Origin of the sequence: Streptomyces incarnatus, from assembly GCF_001027185.1 — a bacterium.
Classification (GTDB): Bacteria; Actinomycetota; Actinomycetes; order Streptomycetales; family Streptomycetaceae; genus Streptomyces; species Streptomyces puniciscabiei.
Genome location: NZ_CP011497.1, coordinates 19,201 through 35,553 on the forward strand (window position 1 = coordinate 19,201; position 16,353 = coordinate 35,553).

Below are 16,353 nucleotides of genomic sequence, written 5' to 3' on the forward strand. Positions count from 1 at the left end.
GACGGGGCGAGTACAGCCCGGCGTGGCACGACCCGCGTCCAAGCGCCGTTCAGCCGAGGAGCGTGTACATCGTGAAGACGCCCGAGCAGCCATGCGAACCGGACGGCGTCGAGTCGGGCACTGCGCCGCTGGATCTCGCGGGCGTCTCCCCCACCTCCCCCCTCGGCAGGCTGGCCGCCACGGTGGACCGGCTGCGCCGCGAGGTCCGTGCCGCGCATGCGGAGGCGGAGGGCCGGGCGCTGATCGAGCTGGCCAAGGGGATCCTGGTCGAGCGGCTGGGCTGCGGTCCGGCGCAAGCCGCCCGGCAGCTCGCGGAGCTGACCGAGCAGGCCAGGTTGACACCTCTGGAGTTCGCGGTGGAAGTCATCAACCAGGCCGCCCGCGACCGGGTGTCGGAGGTCACGGACGCCTTCCTGGGCACCGTTGCCGAGACGCCCGCGCGCCAGGCCACCGCCCGGCGACTGCGGGCGGCGGAGAGCGGCGCGCTGGCCGCGAACGACACTCAGGACGTGGCCAACGCTCTGCTGGAGCATGCCCTGCGCCCGCTCGGTGCGGTCGCCGTGGCCGTGTGGAGCGCGGGCGCGGACGGCTCGCTCACCCTCAGCGGAAGCGCCGGCTTCTCCCCCGCCGAGGCCGTCCGGTGGCGTTACGTCCCCCCGGAGGTGGCGACCGTGGCGCGCCGGGGACTGACGGAGCGCACCGGTCAGTGGTTCCAGTCGCTCGCCGACACCGGGCTGCCCACCATCGGCCGGCACATGCATCCGGCCGGCGGCCGGGTTGCCCTACCCGCTGGCGCAGGGGGCCGCATCCACGGCGTCCTGGAGATCGCCTGGCCCGGGCCGCTGGAGCCGCAGCCGCCGCAGATCGTCCGGCAGGTGGAAGCCCTGGCCGAGCTGTGCGCGCACACGCTGGAGACGTACACGCTCCGCCAGTACCCCGGCCAGGACCCACGGATCCTGCCGGACGCCGCGGAGCTGACGGAGCTGGCCGATGGACTGCACGACCCCGCTCTGGTGCTGGTGCCGCACATCGACGCCGCCGGCCAGCTGGTGGACTTCCGCATCCAGCACGTCAACAGCCGTTTCCTGGACCCGGCCGGCCGGCCGCGCGCGGTGGTCAGCGGAGCGCTGTTGCTCGAGGCGTACCCCATGGCCGCAGGGACGAGCGAGCTGTTCCAGCGGGTCGAGCGGGTCTACGCCACCGGCGAACCGTACCGGGGCCGCCGGATGCGTCTGACCGCGCTCGTCGACCAGGTGCCGCTGTCGGCAGTCGCGGACATCAGCATCAGCCGGCACGGCAGCAGCGTGCTGCTGATCTGGCGTATCGAGGACGAGACGGCGCAGCTGGCGAGCCTGCTCCAACACGCCCAACGTCTGGGCCGTATCGGCGGCTTCGAGGAGAACCTGCTCACCGGTGAGATCACCTGGAACGACCAGCTGTTCCACCTCTACGGCCGGTCCCCGGCGAGCACGCCCGTACCGCTGGAGGAGCTGCCCGCGCACGCGCACCCCGACGACGCGGTGGCCCTCGGCCGGTTCCTGCGGACGCTGCTCCACCGCCGCCGGCCGGCCTCCGCGGCCTTCCGGCTGCAACGCCCAGACGGCGTGACCCGGCACATCCGGGTGGTCGCCGAACCGGCCCTCGACGCCGACGGCGGGCTCTTCGCTGTGCGAGGCGCCTACCAGGACATTTCCGCCCAGCACTGGACGGAGGTGGCGCTCGCCGCCACCCGGGACCAGCTTGCCCACACCGAGCAGCAGGCGGCTGAACGCAACCGTCTGGCGCTGCAGTTGCAGCACGCCATCATGCCTCCCACGCAGGCTCCGCTGACGGTGCCCGGTCTGGAGGTCGCGGTGCGCTACCGGCCGGCGGAGACCGAGCATCTGGTGGGCGGCGACTGGTACGACGCCGTGATGCTGCCGTCCGGGCTGGCGCTGCTGTGCGTGGGTGACGTCGCAGGCCACGGCATCGAAGCCGCCACCAGCATGGTCGTTCTGCGCAACGCGTTGCGTGGCCTGGCCGTTACGGGTGCCGGGCCGGGCCAGTTGCTGTCCTGGCTGAACATCGTGGCGCACCACTTGACCGGAGGCGTCACCGCCACTGCGGTGTGCGCCCTGTACGACCCGGATCAGCGCAGTCTGCGCTGGGCACGGGCAGGCCATCTCCCGCCCGTACTGGTCCGCGGGCGGGAGGCGGCCCCACTGCCGTTGGTCAAGGGCCTGCTGCTGGGCGCCGTGCCCGAAGCCGTCTACGAGGAGGCCGAGCTGCAGTTCGCGCCGGAGGACATGCTGCTGATGTACACCGACGGGCTCATCGAGCGCCGGGACCGGTCCGTGGAGGAGTCCCTGACCCACCTGCTGACCACGGCCCGTACCGCGCCGAAGGCCCTGGACCAACAGCTCGACCGTCTGCTGACCTACAGCAGGTCGGACACGGACGACGACACCTGCATCGTCGGCATCCGCGTGACGTAGCCGCGACTCGGGCCACCGGGCCGGCTCCGGCGGAACGCGCTCGAGCGACCCAAGGCATCCGCGACGACTGCGCCTGGTCCCTGGACGCCTACGACCAAGCCAAGCAGCAGACCGCCTCGGGCCCGCAGGGAGGACGTGCGGCCGTCTGGCGAGGGTCGTTTCGCGCCGCTGTCCGCGCCGCCCAGCACACGGGTGCGCCAGTGCCGCAGCAGCGCGTCCTGTGCTTCGTATGGCGCTATGGCGCCACTGGGGACAGGGAGGTGCCTGCCGTCGCAAAGCGCCCTCGCCCTCCTGACGGAACTTCAGCCTCGCCGCTTTGTACACGGCAGGCGGGTAATGCGATGCCGGTGACCGGCCCCCCGGAGGAGGGGGCCTGCGGCGCTTGCCCCAGGGAAAGGACAACAGAGGCGTCAGCCGCCCAGGGCGCCTTCCGCCCCAGCCACGGGTGTCGTGCACACCGAGGATCCCTTCGACGCCGGTGATCTCCAGCAGCTGTCGCAACGGGGGCCGGCCACAGGCCAGTAGCAGGGTCGCGTCGGGCTCGACGGCGTCGGCGTGCCGTCAGGATGGCGTTCAGTCCCGCGGAGTCGCTGAAGGGGACGTCACCGAGACACAGCACGATGCATTGTTCCCCCGAATTCAGGAGATTCAGCAGATCTCTTGTGAACGCCTGGGTCGTGACGTGATCCATCTCGCCGGTGAATTTCGCCACGAGACACCGGCCGGAACGGTATTCGGCAACCGAAGGAGCATTCGGCATACCTACCGCCGTTTCCGCAGATCCGCTCCGGAAAGCGCCTGCCCTGGATGCCCGTGTTCAATCCGGCCGGCCGTGCGTGTCGGGGGCCGGGCGGCCGCCCGGTTACGGCACGGCTGCGGGCACCGAGGAGGCGGCAGGACCGTTTGTGCGTCTCCTACGATGGCGCGGTCGGCGGTGCTTGCCCGGCGGCCGTTCGGGTACGGCGTTTGAATGAGGGTGGTATTCATGTGGGCAGGCGATTACTGAAAGCGATGTGTTCGTGACTCGTCTCAGCGGCTTCGGGGACGACCGGGCAAGCGGGCCGGGCGACGATCCCATGGCGGCTCTCGCGCTGCAGCTCGCCGATGCCGTGGACGGTCTCGCGACCCTGTGGTCCGTCGCCGCGCAGCGGGCTCGGCTGCGCCTGTCGCCGCACCAACTGCGTGCCCTGCGGATCCTTCAGGCCGCGCCGGGGCTCAACCTCACCGCTCTGGCGGAGAGCATGGAGATAGGGATGCCCACGGCCAGCCGGCTGTGCGACCGGCTGGAGGCGGCCGGCCTGCTGGAGCGTGTGCTGCATCCGCAGAAGCGGCGCGAGGTGCAGTTGAACCTCACCGGACACGGACGGCAAGTACTCGACGAGGTGGCCGCCCGCCGGTCGCGGGCGCTCGCCACCGTGTTCGCGGCCATGGGGACGGGCGACCGGGACGCACTCAGTCGCGGCCTGCAGGGTTTCCTGGCGGCTCAGGACGGCGTCACCCGGGACTCGGCCCGCCCCGAAGCCTGATCGCGCTACCAGGACGCGGTCAGTCGCGCCGGCCCACAGCAGCTGCCACTGCATCTCGGCGGCGAAGGTGAGGCGGCGGGTGCGGCGCGCCTGGACGTAGAGGTCGGAGTCGCGGTCGGCGCTGGCCACCTCGTGGCCGAGCGCCGTGGCAAAGTCGCCAAGCTGGAGCCCGCGTCCGGGTCGATGGGGCCTGCGGGCAGGCACACGGAGAGGACGCCGATGCGGTCTCCGCGCACAGTGGTGGGCAGATGCACCAGGTGGCCCGCGGACTCGCGCAGTACCTCGATTCACCGGGTTCTGGTTGATGAAGGAGCTGCCCGCTGGGCCGTCGTGCGCGGGCACCGAGAGGCCGGTGTGCGCGCGGTGGCCACACCAGCGCGTGGGGCGGGGCCGCGCACAGTAAGGCCTCCGCGGACGGAAGCGATTCACAGGCTTTCACGGCATCCACCCTCTCGTCTGGTGGCCTCCTCGCTACCGCTCGGCGGGCCGCTGCCGGCAGCTCTCCTTCCCGCCCGTGAGGTCAGTCCGCCTCCGCACTCAGCTGCGGCCCGGCCAACGTCATGGTGTGGCACAGCAGCAGACAGACGTCGTCGTCGCGTTCGGAGTCGTGCAGGAGGGGTTTGAGCAGGGCGTCGGCGGCGGCGGCCGGGTCCTGTTCCAGCTCCGGTGCGCTCAGTGCGCCCAGCGCCCGGCCGAGGCGTTCGATGCCGGCGTCGATGCCGTGCGCCCGGCGTTCGACCAGGCCGTCGGTGTACAGCACCAGGGACGAGCCAGGCTGCAGGTCGGCGATGTGATCGGCATACGTGTACGTCAGCGGGATGCCCAGCATGACGCCCGGCTTGCCGCCGAGGACCCGCACGGTTCCGTCGGCGCCCCGCACGACAGCGGGCGGATGCCCGGCCGACGCCCAGAGCACCCGCGGTTCGCCGGGCCGGAAGCGGGCGACCAACGCGGTGGCGTACAGGTCGGGCTGCAGGTGCCGGAGCATGTGGTGCAGCCGGGTGAGGATCTGGCCGGGGGTGGAGTTGTCGACGGCGTAGGCGCGCAGCGCGGTGCGCAGCTGGCCCATGACGACAGCGGCGTGCAGCCCGTGGCCGGTGACGTCGCCTATGACGGCCAGCAGGCTTCCGTCGGGCTGAACGAAGGCGTCGTACCAGTCGCCGCCGATGTTCAATCCCTGGGTGGCGGGGAGGTAGCGCGCGGCCAGGAGCAGGCCGGGCACGGCGGGCAGGTCGGTCAGCTGGGCCCGCTGCAGGGTGTCGGCGGTGTCGCGGTAGCGCTCGTACCGGCGGGCGTTGTCCAGGGCGATGCCGGCACGGCGGGCGAGTTCCACCAGCATCACGCAGGTGTCGGGGTCGAAGCGGGGACCGGGTGCGGTGAGGGTGAGGACGCCCAGCAGGCTGTGGGTTCCCAGGGGGATCGCGAGCAGGGGCCGCTCGGGAGACAGGGCGGAGGGCGGGAGGTCGCCGACGCCGGGGAGGTTGCCAGGGTGGGGGGCCGCGTGCTGGGGGCGGCCCGTGCGGGCGGCGGTCACCGCGGCCGCCGAGTGCTCCCGTACGCGGTGGGGCCGCTCGTCGTCGTCCTCGTCGAAGAGCCAGACGTCGAGGTCGGCCGCGTAGTCCGGGATCAGCAGCTCGGAGAGGCGGCGCAGGATGGCCGTAGGGCTGAGGGACGCCGTGATGGCGGCGCTGGCGTCACCGAGGAAGGTCAGCAGGCGCCGGGCCCGCTCGGCCTCTGCCCGGGCGGCCCGCTCGGCGTCGAGCAGTTCGCGCTGGGCCCGTACGGCGGCTTCCAGCTCGGAGTGCAGCGCCAGCACGCCCTGGTTGGTGTCGTGCAGCTCCTGCCGGTGCAGCCGGATGAGGTGTTCCTGCTCGCCCAGGAGGGTCAGCAGGGCCGCGGTGGTCTCGTCGGCGTGCAGCAGCGCCTCGGGCAGTGGCATGCCGGCGCGGAGAGGGTGCCCGGCGGGCGGGCGGGACAGGGGGCAGCTGAGGGCGGGCGCGCCGTCCGGGGCCGGGAGGGCGGAGCCGACCGGCCGCAGCGAGACGTCGAGCCGGCCGCCCTCGTGCGCGTCGGCGTGCCGGAGGTGCAGCGTGAGTTCCCACTCGCCGCCCTGGCCCAGGCAGTGGCGCAGTCGGGCGGTGAGCGACGTGAGGAAGCGGACCCGCTCCAGGGCCGGGGCCTCGCCGTCGGTGAGGACGCGGTCGACGGCGGCACGGGCCAGGGCCGCGTCCGTGACGGAGGCGATCTTCCAGACGTCGGGAGGTGCGGTCATGGACGTCCGTCCGGGGGTTCGGGGGCCAGGACGGCCACGCTGGTGTCGTCGCGCAGCGGGCGGGCGGCGCTGCCGGCGTCCCGCAGGACGACCGCGGCCGTCACGGCCGGGTCGTGGCCGAGGAGCTGAAGGTCGTGCGGTGGCGCCCAGCGGCTGGGCAGCGCGTCGCTGTGCAGGACGAGCAGGCTGTCCGGCCGCCAGCACGAGTGCTGTAGGGGCACGGTGGCGGGAAAGTGGGCTCCGACGATGCCCGGGTGGGAGATGAGCGGCCGCCACACGTCCTCGGTGCGGAACCGGGCGCGGATGTTGCCGACGCCGGCGAAGGACAGCCGGCCGGTGCTCTCGTCGAGCTGGGCGACGCCGACGGCCGCGCCGCGCGTGGTCCGCAACGCCGTGTGGAGGCGGCGCAGGAGCTCGGCCGGCGGCAGACCGGCGCACCTGTGCAGTTCCTCCACGGCGGCGTCCTCCACGGCGGCGGTGGACGCCTCGGCCGCCTTGCCTCCGTGGCCGAGTCCGTCGGCGAGCAGCAGCGTGACCGTCGAACCGGAGCGGACCCAGGCGAAGGCGTCCCCGGAGTGCTCGGCATAGGCGAGCGAGGTGACGATGCCCCCGGCCCGGGCGCCCGTCGGAAAGTGGGCCGGCCCCGGGGACGGGGCGCCCGGGGGACGCGCGGGCCTGATGCGCGCCACGGCGACGGTGCCCCGGCCCGGCCTGCTGTGCAGGTCGAAGTCGCTGGAGACGCGCAGGCAGGTTCCCAGGCCCGCGCCGAGGGAGGAGGAGGCGGTCGTGTGCCCGTCCTGCAGCGCCGCCTGTACGTTGCCGATGCCCGGCCCGTGATCGAGCGAGGTGATCTGCACACCCGGCACCCCTTCCGCGCGAGTGTCGCAGGGACCGGTCAGGTTGATCACGATGCGGCCGCCGCTGGCGTGCTTGACGAGGTTGGTCGCCAGCTCGGTGGCCACCAGCGCCGCGCCCGCGGTGGAGTCGGCGTCCAGCCCAGTGCGGGCGCAGGCGGCTTCCGCGGCCACGCGCACGTCCCGCACCCGGGTGCTGTCCTGGACGGGGATGTCCCACACCCGGCTCATGGCGCACCCGTGCGGGGGCCGGGCAGTCCGGTGACCCAGTCGGTGATGGTGACGGTCGTGCCCTTGCCGGGACTGCTGTCGATGCTGAACTCCTGGACGAGCCGTTTGGCGCCGCTCAGGCCCAGCCCCAGGCCGCCGCCGGTGGTGTAGCCGTCGGTCATGGCCTGGTCGATGTCCCGGATGCCGGGGCCGGCGTCGACGAACGACAGCCGCAGTCCGCGCCTGCCCCCCTCTTCCAGGATCGTCATCGCCATGGACCCGCCACCGCCGTGCACCAGCGTGTTGCGGGCCAGTTCACTGACCGCGGTGACCAGCTTCGTCTGCTGGACCAGACTGAAGCCGAGATCGGCGGCGGCCCGGCGTACGTGCTGGCGAACCCAGGCCAGGTCCGCGTCCGAGCCGATGGGCAGACGCGTGGTCGGCGCGAGTGGGGCATGCATCATGCACCCTCTTCCGGATGAGCGGGTGAGGCTGCCGAGGGGGCACGGCCCAGCAGGGACAGCGCCCTCTCGACGTCCAGGGCCGTGACCAGGCCGGGCAGGGTGAGACCAAGCTCGACCAGCGTGATGGCCACGGCGGGACGCATGCCGGCCAGTACCGTCCTGGCTGCCAGCAGGTGTGCGTTCGCGGCGATCTCGGCCAGGATGCGGCCGAGGAAGGAGTCGACCATCTCCACTCCGGAGATGTCGATCACGACGCCGCCCACCGGCACCGGGCTGGCCGCGATACGGTGGGCGAGATCGTCCTTGAGCTGTTCGGCCGCTCCGTCGTGCAGCTCTCCTTGCAGGGTGACCAGCAGGACGTCTCCAAGTGCCAGGACCGGAACCCTACCCGCGTGGTCGAAGAAGCCGGTCACCGTGCGTTCGCTCCCGCGTCCGGGCGTGGCGAGACGACGATGCCCTGCTGAGTGAGCGCGTGGGCCAAGGCGTCGGCGAGGCCGGCCCGCGTGATGATCGACCCTAGGTCGATGCCGAGGTGCACGATGGTCTGCGCGATCGCGGGGCGGATGCCGGAGACGATGCACTCCGCGCCCATCAGACGGGCCGCGGCGACGGTCTTCATCAGGTGCTGGGCGACGAGGGAGTCGACGGTCGGCACGCCGGTGATGTCGAGGATGGCGTACCGGGCCCGCTGCTCGACGATGGCCTCCAGCAGGCTCTCCATCACCACCTGGCTGCGGGCGCTGTCCAGCGTGCCGATCAGCGGTACGGCGACGACGCCCTCCCACAGCCTGATGACCGGGGTGGCCACCTCCAGCAGCTGCTGGCGCTGCCGGGCGATCAGCTCCTCCCCCGCGCTGAGGGTCGTCTCCATGACCACCAGGCGCAGCGTCCCTATGAGCACCGCCAGTGCGAGCGCACAGGCGTGCGCGTGCTCGTCGGCGGACTCGAACTCGGCGCTCAGCAACGCGGCGGCCGGTTCGCGCAGTCCCGCGACCTCCGCGGCGATCTGGGCAGGGCCGAATCCCGCTCGGGCGCGGGAGGCCGCCATCCGGCCGAGCTGGTCCTTCACGGCACGGAAGCCGGGGGCGTCGATGTCCTCCAGCCGCCCGGCGCGGGCCACTTCGGCCAGGGCGTCCACCACGGCCTTGCACGCCTCGACCGCCTCGTCCCGGGAGACGGTGAACACCGTGCTGAACAGAGGGGCGTCGGCCCACCGTTGGGCGATCTGCTCGCGCCGCCGCTCCAGGAAGCCAGCCAGTTCCCGCACGACCTCGGGGGCCACGTCGTGCTGCTCCGCCACCTGCATCGTCTCCCTGCTGCGTGCTCGACGGCCCGCCCGGACGGCCAGCCATGGAACAATTATTGCTTTATGGCAAGCGTTGGTGCGACGGTACCGGCCGAACCACACGCGATCGTCACATTCGCTCCGCCGGGACCGGCCCGCCGCCCATCTCCCTACCCCGCCAGTCCAGGCATACGACGAGGGCGTCGTCGTCCGGCACCGGCGTGCCGCGGTGGCCGGTCAGTTCGCGCAGAATGGCGCGCGGCACCTCGGCGGCGGGCACCAGCCGGGTGGCCTGGATGGCCCGGGCCATCGCCTCGTCCCCGTACGCTTCGCCCTTGGGCGAGGCCACGCCGTGCACGCCGTCGCTGACGAAGACGAGCCGGTCACCGGGCTCGACCTGGAAGTCCTGAGCCACGTAGTCGGTCTCCTCGAACATGCCCAACGGAAGCTGGGCGTCGAAGGTGACGCGCTCCACGGCGCCGTTCCGCAGCCGCAGCATCTGAGGGGAGCCCGCGTCCACGACGCCGGCCCGGCCGGTGGCGAGGTCGAAGTCGAACATCAGCACGGACAGGTAGCAGCGCCCCTGGTAGTGCGCGTAGACGGCCTGGTCGGCGAGGGCCGCCTGGTCGGCGATGGAGATGCCGGCGCGCCGCGCGTTGCGCAGGGCGTTGATGGCCAGGGTGGTCAGCAGGGCGGCCTCTATGCCCTCGCCCATGCCGTTGGTGACGTAGAGCATCAGGTGATCGGCCGTCGCGGACCAGTCGAAGTTGTCGCCGAAGATGGCGTACGCCGGCTCCAGCTGAGCCCCCAGCTCGTACTCGGGGCGGGAGCAGGAGCGGCCGGGCAGCAGCTGCCACTGCATCTCGGCGGCCAGGGTGAGCCGGTCCTTGCGCCGCACCTGCAGATACACGTCCGTGTCGCGCTCGGCCACGATCAGCTCGTGCCCCAGTACCTCGGCGATATCGGCCAGTTCGGGCTCCCAGCGTCGTACCGCCTCGCTCCCGGGCAGGATCACGGACAGCACGCCGAGCCGGTCGCCGCGCACGGTCACCGGCAGGTGCAGGCGGGCCCGCCCGTCCCGGCCATCCTCGCAGTACGGCTTCTGCGAGCCGAAGGCCCGGCCGGCCGGGCTGTTGTGCACCGACACCGGCTGAAGCGTGGGGGCCGACACCGGCTGAAGCACCGTCAGGCTGTAGTCGGCCATCAACAGCTCGACGTCTTCTGCGCCGTACTGCTCGATCAGTACGACACGCACGGCGTCGAGCAAGTCGTGGAGGGCCGCCGTGCGCAGAGCGCGTTCAGCGGCATGGAATCTCTTCACGATGGGAAACACACCAACCTTTCGCCGGACAACGTACGGGCCTTGCCCATGAGGACGAACTCCCGCTTGCCTCGTCGGTCGCACCGGATCAGCTGCGGCCGCCCGTGCGCCTAGTACGCTGACAGACACCCCAGCGCCTGCGAGAGTGTGACCGCGACTGCCTTCCGCCGCCGCCCAGAGCCCGAAGAGGTCGCGCACGTGACCACCAGGGCCGTCGAGCTGGTGGAGGTCGTGTGGGGCCGGGCCTCCACCGCGCCCACCTCCGCGTCCCAGCTTCGGGTGCTGCACATCCTCGAGCACCACAACGGCATCAATCTGCGCACGCTTGCCGAGACCCTGGCCTCGACCCCGCCGTCCACGAGCCGGTTGTGCGACCGGCTCATCGCCGCCGGGTTCGTCGAGCGGGTGGTGAGCGCGGAGGACCAGCGGGAAGTGCGGCTGCACCTGAGCGGCCGAGGCCGCGCCTTCCTCGCCGAACTGCGCACCCGCAGGGAGCGGGAGCTGCGGAAGGTGCTGGCGGATATGCCCGCCGCCCAGCGGATCGCGCTGCTGGAGGGGCTCGAGGCGTTCTGCGTCACAGGGGCGAAGCAGATACACGAGGACACCACGGATCCCAGCAGCCAGACCGCCTGAGCCGCCATTGGAGGCGCCTGCGCCACCGCCTTTCGGCGACGACGACCAGCGCACGGAGTGGTCTCCGTCCACCGGAGCATTCCAGGTCCTTCCCGCGCACGTCCGACACGGCCACTTTGTTGCCTCATGGCTATTCTATTGTTGTCAAACGGCAACAGTTTGTCTGACAGCCCTTACGTGGATTCGGTTACCCCGTAACGGCGCGATGTGCGGGCGTTGTGCCGTATGTCTCGGCGAAGCTCCGCCGGACCCGGGCAAGTCGGACGTGCGCCCCGCTCAGGTCAGGACGGGGGCGGTGAGCAGGGCGATGTCGTCCTCGCCGCTGGACGAGCGCTGGGTAGCGAGGAGCTGGTCGCAGGTGTCGTCGGTGTAGAGGACCAGTTCACCGCCGGGGCGGAACGGGATGGTCACCGCCTCGAAGGGCACCCCGCCGTCGCCGAGCCGGCGCGCCGGTGGGCAGCTCGAGCAGCCGGGCCGCCCGGCTGCGTAGGGCCAGGGCCGGGGGCAGGAGACCGGCGAGGCAGACCACGCAAGTGCCCTCGTGGCGTCGTATAAGCAGTAGATGCAGGTGGTGATGGTCTGCTCGACGGCTTGGTCAGATGGTCCAAGTGGTGGAGGGCCTCGGCAGGGGCGAGCGAGAGTTCGGCGAACGCGAGGGCGGCGCCGCTGCGGTCAGAGGGCGGCCACAGAGGTGTCACTCCTGCACGGCGGGACCGCCACGCTGGTCTGCTTGCCCGTGGAGGATCACTCGGGGCTCACCGGCTTCGCTGTGGAGGTCGTTCTCGCGGATGGTCCATCCCGCCGCCTTTGACAAGCTCCACCCTGCCGGGCGGGCAGTCCATCGGCCGGTCCCGTGTATCGCGCAGGGCCGCCCAGGGGGCGACGCCCATGTCTGAGGCGGCGGCGTCGCGGTGCGAGCGCACCGCTCGGGCTGCCGTCGTGCGCGGCAGTGATCGACGAGGCCTCCGACGGAGGTGGCGCCTCATCTGGCCGGCGTCACGCCGTCGATGAAGCCGGCCAGTACGGGACTGTTGTTCTCGCGCATCCACACGAGCCCCATTTCGACGTCGACAGGCTCGTTCTGGAGTGCCCGGTAGGTGACACCGATCTTCTGGATGCGGCGCACCGATGCGGGAATGAGCGCGACTCCGACCCCGCTGGCGACGAGGCCCGCGATGGTCTGGATCAGCGCGGCCTCCTGAACGATGCGGGGCGCGAATCCGCCCCGACGGCACTGCTCCAGAATGATTTCTCGCAGGCCCTGGCCGCTGTGGCCGCTGACCGTCACGAACGGTTCCTCGGCAAGTTCGCCGACATGGATCTTCCGCTGTGCGGCAAGGCGGTGACCGGGCGGAAGCGCCGCCACCAGGGGCTCACGGGAGATGGCTGCGGACTTGAGGTTCCGGTCGCCGAACGGATGCATTTCGGCGAACGGGAGGTAGAAGCAGGCGCAGTCCAAAGATCCGTCGCGCAGTCCGGAGACCTGCTGCTCGGGGGTGAGTTCGTGCAGGTCAAGGCGCACATTGGTGAATCTCGCGCGGAAATCGCGAAGGATGGGGGGGAGGGTTTCTATGGTCGCGGATGGCACGAAGCCCAGGGCCAGTCTGCCCCACTCGCCCTTCGCTGCTCTCCTCGCGTCCACGATGTTCGTGTCCAGCTGGCTGAAGAGCTCCTGCGTGCTCTGCTGGAAGTGACGTCCTGCTGCGGTGAGTTTCACCTTGCGCGTGGTCCGCTCGAAGAGGACCACATCCATCTCTTCCTCGAGCTGACGGATCTGGGCGCTCAGCGGCGGCTGCGTCATGTTGAGCCGGTCCGCCGCCCTGCTGAAGTTCAGCTCATCGGCCACGGCCAGGAAGTACTGGAGTTGTCGCAGTTCCACCCTTTCGACCCACCTTCCGTCGCTCGGCGCGGGCAGCACCGAGGTTGATGTATTCGCCAGTCCTATAGATCAAGAGCAAAACGAGTATTGGACAGGATGAATACTGCAATACAACCATGTGACGCAACGTTCACAAGACTGCGGAGGCAATCCGTCCCCGGGCAGCGGCACAGACAGGAGGGGATCCAATGGCCACCATCGACCCCCTTGCCGTGCCGATGACGTCGGGGCGGCCGTGCGACGCCGAGCGGAAGAAGGTCCTGGTGTCGGCGAGATCGATGTCGGAGGTCGTCGGAGGCTTTACCCACGACGTGCACGCGGTCAGGGTCGTGTTCGCTGTTGACGCGCACCGTACGTCGTTGCTGCCGGAGCTTGAACGTCTCGGCGCAAAGGCAGTGCTCGTCTTGGCCTCCGCCTCCCAGAAGGCTGTGGCCGGTGCGCTCACGGCGGCGATGCCGGATGGCCGTGCGCAACCGTTGGCGTTCAAGCGGAGCCGATCGGCGGCTGGGCAGATCTCCCGCGCGTATGAGGTCGCGGTGCGCGAGCAGGCCGACTGCCTGGTCGCCGTCGGAAGCGGAGCGGTAATTCACGCTGCCCGACAGGCCGCGCTGCGTGCGGAAGTCCCTCTGGTTGCCCTGCCCACCTCATACGCCGGCGCTGAGTTCGTTGCCCCGCCGGAGACTCCTCCCGGCAGCACCGGACCAGCCGCGTACTCGTCAGCGGCGGCCTCACGAGTGGTGATCTACGACCCGGCCCTCACCGTCGGGCTTCCGGACCACGTCACGGCCCGGTCCGCGATGCGCGCGCTCGCGCACGGCGTGGACGTCCTGTGCACGCCGGACGCGAGTCCGGTCGCCGCGATGATGGCCGAGGAGGGGATCCGCCAGATCGCCGACGGCATGCCGGACGCGATCCTGCATCCGCACGGCCTGGTCGGCCGGTCCCGAACCCAGTACGGCGGGTACCTGACCGCCGCCTCGTTCGCCGTAACCGCACCGGGATCGCATCGCACTCTAGGCGAGGCCGTGGAGCGGGCCTGCGGACTGCGCCACGCCGATGTGCGCCCGGTCGTCCTGCCGCACCTGCTCGCGGCGACCGGCGTGAAGCGGCCGCTGGCTCTCGCCCGTGTCGCCGAGGCCCTCGGCTGCAACGACGCCGTGCAGGGCATTGCTGACCTCGCCCATGAAGTTGGCGCTCCGCAGAGCCTGCGGGAACTGGGGATGGAGCTCGACGGGCTGGACGCCGCCCTGGAGGCACTGCGACGCGACGAGACGGTGGTCCGGGACACCGAGTTGGAGCCGGACGTGCTCGCCGCCGTCGTGGAGAGCGCCTTCCACGGGCGGCCCCCCCTCGGCCCCTGACATGGCTTCGGCGGTTATGCCCCACCGGACGCCAGACGCACACGCTACGCATGAAAGGTTGGTGAGGGTCCCATGAGTGAGCCTTCGCTGTTCACCGAGGACAGGTCCGCGGAGATCGTTGTCGAGAGTTTCGGCTTGGACACGGACCCGAGACTGCGGCAGGTCCTGGGCTCCCTCGTCCGGCATCTGCACGCCTTCGTCAAGGACGTGGAGCTCACCAACGAGGAGTGGGAAGCGGCCATCGCCTTCCTCACCGCGACCGGTCGGGCGTGCACCGATGTCCGCCAGGAGTTCATCCTGCTGTCGGACGTACTGGGTGTCTCCATGCTCGTCGAGACGATCAACAATCGCTCTCTGGAACTGGCCACCGAGTCCACCGTCCTCGGCCCGTTCCACATGGTCGAGTCACCGCCCAGGAAGCCGGGCGACCTCATCGCCCTGGATGGCAAAGGCGAGCAGTGCCTGGTCACCGGGCGCGTCACCGACGAAAAGGGCGAGCCGATCGCGAACGCCACAGTCGACGTCTGGCAGGCGAACGCGGAGGGCTTCTATGACGTGCAGCAGCCCGGCATCCAGCCCGAGGGTAATCTCCGTGGCCTGTTCACCACGGACGACAACGGCGAATTCTGGTTCCGCTCCATCGTGCCCCGCTTCTACCCGATCCCGGTCGACGGGCCCGTCGGCGGCCTGCTCAAGGCCACGCACCGGCACCCGAACCGTCCCGCGCACTTGCACTTCCTGGTGACTGCACCGCGTCACAGGCCGCTGATCACTCACCTGTTCGTGAAGGACTGCCCCTACATGGGCTCCGACGTGGTCTTCGGCGTCAAGGAAAGCCTCGTACGCGACTTCGCCCAAGTCAACGACCCCGCCCGCGCGGCCGAGCTCGGCTTCGACAACCCCTTCCGCGCCGTCCATTTCGACATCACTCTTCTCCGCGACGCCGGCCAGGAGGCCAAGCAATGAGCCAGGTCCGAGCCTTCTCCTACCAGTCCCTGCCCATGCGGGTGGTGATGGGCCCTGGCGTGCTCGGCCGACTGGCCGACGAACTCGACGCGGCCGGGCTCAAGCGCGTGCTGATCCTGTGTTCCCCGCCGCAGCAGGCGCTCGGCGAGGTCGTCGCACAGCTGATCGGTGACCGGGCCGTCGGAGTTTGCCCGCACGCCCGTATGCACGTCCCGGTCGAGTCCGCTGCCGCGGCCCGCGACCGGGTGGCGGAGCTCGGAGCCGACGGCTGCGTCGCGGTCGGCGGCGGCTCGGCGATCGGGCTCGGCAAGGCCATCGCCCTGGAGCTCGGCTTGAAGATCATTGCCGTCCCCACGACGTACGCCGGCTCGGAGATGACCTCTGTATGGGGGCTGACCGAGAACGGCCGCAAGCGCACAGGCAAGGATCCCCGAGTCCTGCCCGTCAGCGTGCTCTATGACCCCGAGCTCACGCTGAGCCTCCCGGCATTGGCCTCCGCGACCAGCGGCATGAACGCGATCGCCCACGCCGTCGAAGCTCTCTACGCCCCGGACGCCTCTCCGGTCATCAGCCTGATGGCCGAGGAAGGGGTGCGCTCGCTCGCTGCCGCCCTCCCCGCGGTGGTCGCGAAGGGCAAGGACCTCCTGGCACGTGGCGATGCCCAGTACGGGGCATGGCTGTGCGGCGCCTGCCTCGGCGCCACCACGATGTCCCTGCACCACAAGCTGTGCCACGCCCTCGGCGGCACGCTCGACCTGCCGCACGCCGAGACGCACACTGTCGTCCTGCCTCACGCCCTCGCGTACAACCAGCCCGCTGCTCCCGATGCTGTTGCCGCGTTGCAGCGGGCACTTGGCGGGGTCGACGACCCGGCCACGGCACTGTGGGAGCTCGCCGGGCGTCTGAGCACGCCGAGGTCGCTGCGGGAACTCGGCATGGAAGAAGACGACATCGACCAGATCGTCGAGCAAGTGCTGGCCCATCCGTACGCCAACCCGCGGGAGGTCACCGCCGACGGCCTCACCCGCCTCCTGAGCCGCGCCTGGGCCGGTGAACCGCCGGCGGCGTGACCTGCACACTCTTGCTTACATCCCGCACCGCACCGAAG

The 16,353-nt window shown here is 71.0% G+C and carries 15 protein-coding genes; 6 read left to right on the forward strand and 9 right to left on the reverse strand.

The window, feature by feature from the left end; translation table 11 throughout:
• Nucleotides 1–71 precede the first annotated feature (71 nt).
• Nucleotides 72–2,474 (forward strand): SpoIIE family protein phosphatase, encoded by a 2,403-nt coding sequence (locus ABB07_RS00090; protein ID WP_208896627.1) that lies wholly within the window; start codon nt 72–74, stop codon nt 2,472–2,474.
• 235 nt (nt 2,475–2,709) lie between these two features.
• On the opposite strand, the gene ABB07_RS41845 is transcribed toward ABB07_RS00090, so the two are convergent.
• The gene (locus ABB07_RS41845; RefSeq protein WP_425264663.1) at nt 2,710–3,234 is read right to left on the reverse strand and encodes an STAS domain-containing protein; all 525 of its coding nucleotides are present in this window, start codon (nt 3,232–3,234) and stop codon (nt 2,710–2,712) included.
• Between the two features lie 259 nt (nt 3,235–3,493).
• On the opposite strand from ABB07_RS41845, the gene ABB07_RS00100 reads away from it, so the two are divergent.
• Entirely contained in the window at nt 3,494–4,000 is a 507-nt protein-coding gene (locus ABB07_RS00100; protein ID WP_208896629.1) for a MarR family winged helix-turn-helix transcriptional regulator, read from the forward strand.
• A 520-nt stretch (nt 4,001–4,520) separates the two neighbouring features.
• On the opposite strand, the gene ABB07_RS00105 is transcribed toward ABB07_RS00100, so the two are convergent.
• From ABB07_RS00105 to ABB07_RS00130, 6 genes are all read right to left on the reverse strand, one after another.
• Complete coding sequence (locus ABB07_RS00105) at nt 4,521–6,272, reverse strand: PP2C family protein-serine/threonine phosphatase (protein ID WP_208896630.1); 1,752 nt, start codon at nt 6,270–6,272, stop codon at nt 4,521–4,523.
• Nucleotides 6,269–7,357: an ATP-binding SpoIIE family protein phosphatase gene (locus tag ABB07_RS00110; protein ID WP_208896631.1), complete on the reverse strand. Its 1,089-nt coding sequence runs from the start codon at nt 7,355–7,357 to the stop codon at nt 6,269–6,271. The genes ABB07_RS00105 and ABB07_RS00110 overlap by 4 nt, the downstream gene beginning before the upstream one ends.
• Nucleotides 7,354–7,797, reverse strand: coding sequence for an anti-sigma regulatory factor (locus tag ABB07_RS00115; RefSeq protein WP_208903192.1), 444 nt, complete (start codon nt 7,795–7,797; stop codon nt 7,354–7,356). The genes ABB07_RS00110 and ABB07_RS00115 overlap by 4 nt, the downstream gene beginning before the upstream one ends.
• On the reverse strand, nt 7,797–8,213 hold the full coding sequence (locus tag ABB07_RS00120; RefSeq protein ID WP_208896632.1) for an STAS domain-containing protein: 417 nt from the start codon (nt 8,211–8,213) through the stop codon (nt 7,797–7,799). The genes ABB07_RS00115 and ABB07_RS00120 overlap by 1 nt, the downstream gene beginning before the upstream one ends.
• Complete coding sequence (locus ABB07_RS00125; protein WP_208896633.1) at nt 8,210–9,106, reverse strand: STAS domain-containing protein; 897 nt, start codon at nt 9,104–9,106, stop codon at nt 8,210–8,212. Before ABB07_RS00125 ends, ABB07_RS00120 begins: the two co-directional genes overlap by 4 nt.
• 109 nt (nt 9,107–9,215) lie before the next feature.
• Complete coding sequence (locus tag ABB07_RS00130; RefSeq protein WP_208896634.1) at nt 9,216–10,406, reverse strand: PP2C family protein-serine/threonine phosphatase; 1,191 nt, start codon at nt 10,404–10,406, stop codon at nt 9,216–9,218.
• Nucleotides 10,407–10,604: 198 nt separating this feature from the next.
• Here ABB07_RS00130 and ABB07_RS00135 point away from each other — a divergent pair, with 198 nt between their 5' ends.
• Nucleotides 10,605–11,039 (forward strand): MarR family winged helix-turn-helix transcriptional regulator, encoded by a 435-nt coding sequence (locus tag ABB07_RS00135; protein ID WP_208896635.1) that lies wholly within the window; start codon nt 10,605–10,607, stop codon nt 11,037–11,039.
• A gap of 276 nt (nt 11,040–11,315) precedes the next feature.
• On the opposite strand, the gene ABB07_RS41440 is transcribed toward ABB07_RS00135, so the two are convergent.
• Together ABB07_RS41440 and ABB07_RS00140 are read right to left on the reverse strand one after the other, a co-directional pair.
• On the reverse strand, nt 11,316–11,450 hold the full coding sequence (locus ABB07_RS41440; RefSeq protein ID WP_279617364.1) for a hypothetical protein: 135 nt from the start codon (nt 11,448–11,450) through the stop codon (nt 11,316–11,318).
• Nucleotides 11,451–12,021: 571 nt separating this feature from the next.
• Nucleotides 12,022–12,918, reverse strand: a complete 897-nt coding sequence (locus tag ABB07_RS00140; RefSeq protein ID WP_208896636.1) for a LysR family transcriptional regulator — start codon at nt 12,916–12,918, stop codon at nt 12,022–12,024.
• Nucleotides 12,919–13,106: 188 nt separating this feature from the next.
• On the opposite strand from ABB07_RS00140, the gene ABB07_RS00145 reads away from it, so the two are divergent.
• The 3 genes from ABB07_RS00145 (at nt 13,107) to ABB07_RS00155 (ending at nt 16,315) form a co-directional block, all read left to right on the forward strand.
• A complete protein-coding gene (locus tag ABB07_RS00145) occupies nt 13,107–14,279 on the forward strand; it encodes an iron-containing alcohol dehydrogenase (RefSeq protein WP_208896637.1) in 1,173 nt (390 codons plus the stop codon).
• 72 nt (nt 14,280–14,351) lie between these two features.
• On the forward strand, nt 14,352–15,245 hold the full coding sequence (locus ABB07_RS00150) for an intradiol ring-cleavage dioxygenase (RefSeq protein WP_208896638.1): 894 nt from the start codon (nt 14,352–14,354) through the stop codon (nt 15,243–15,245).
• The gene (locus ABB07_RS00155; protein ID WP_208896639.1) at nt 15,242–16,315 is read left to right on the forward strand and encodes a maleylacetate reductase; all 1,074 of its coding nucleotides are present in this window, start codon (nt 15,242–15,244) and stop codon (nt 16,313–16,315) included. The genes ABB07_RS00150 and ABB07_RS00155 overlap by 4 nt, the downstream gene beginning before the upstream one ends.
• Nucleotides 16,316–16,353: the final 38 nt, after the last annotated feature.

Excerpts from the sequence above, each read along its gene's own strand:
- ABB07_RS41845 (WP_425264663.1), bottom strand. The coding sequence starts at position 3,234 with ATGCCGAATGCTCCTTCGGTTGCCGAATACCGTTCCGGCCGGTGTCTC.
- ABB07_RS00105 (WP_208896630.1), bottom strand. The coding sequence starts at position 6,272 with ATGACCGCACCTCCCGACGTCTGGAAGATCGCCTCCGTCACGGACGCG.
- ABB07_RS00110 (WP_208896631.1), bottom strand. The coding sequence starts at position 7,357 with ATGAGCCGGGTGTGGGACATCCCCGTCCAGGACAGCACCCGGGTGCGG.
- ABB07_RS00115 (WP_208903192.1), bottom strand. The coding sequence starts at position 7,797 with ATGCATGCCCCACTCGCGCCGACCACGCGTCTGCCCATCGGCTCGGAC.
- ABB07_RS00125 (WP_208896633.1), bottom strand. The coding sequence starts at position 9,106 with ATGCAGGTGGCGGAGCAGCACGACGTGGCCCCCGAGGTCGTGCGGGAA.
- ABB07_RS00145 (WP_208896637.1), top strand. The coding sequence starts at position 13,107 with ATGGCCACCATCGACCCCCTTGCCGTGCCGATGACGTCGGGGCGGCCG.
- ABB07_RS00150 (WP_208896638.1), top strand. The coding sequence starts at position 14,352 with ATGAGTGAGCCTTCGCTGTTCACCGAGGACAGGTCCGCGGAGATCGTT.
- ABB07_RS00155 (WP_208896639.1), top strand. The coding sequence starts at position 15,242 with ATGAGCCAGGTCCGAGCCTTCTCCTACCAGTCCCTGCCCATGCGGGTG.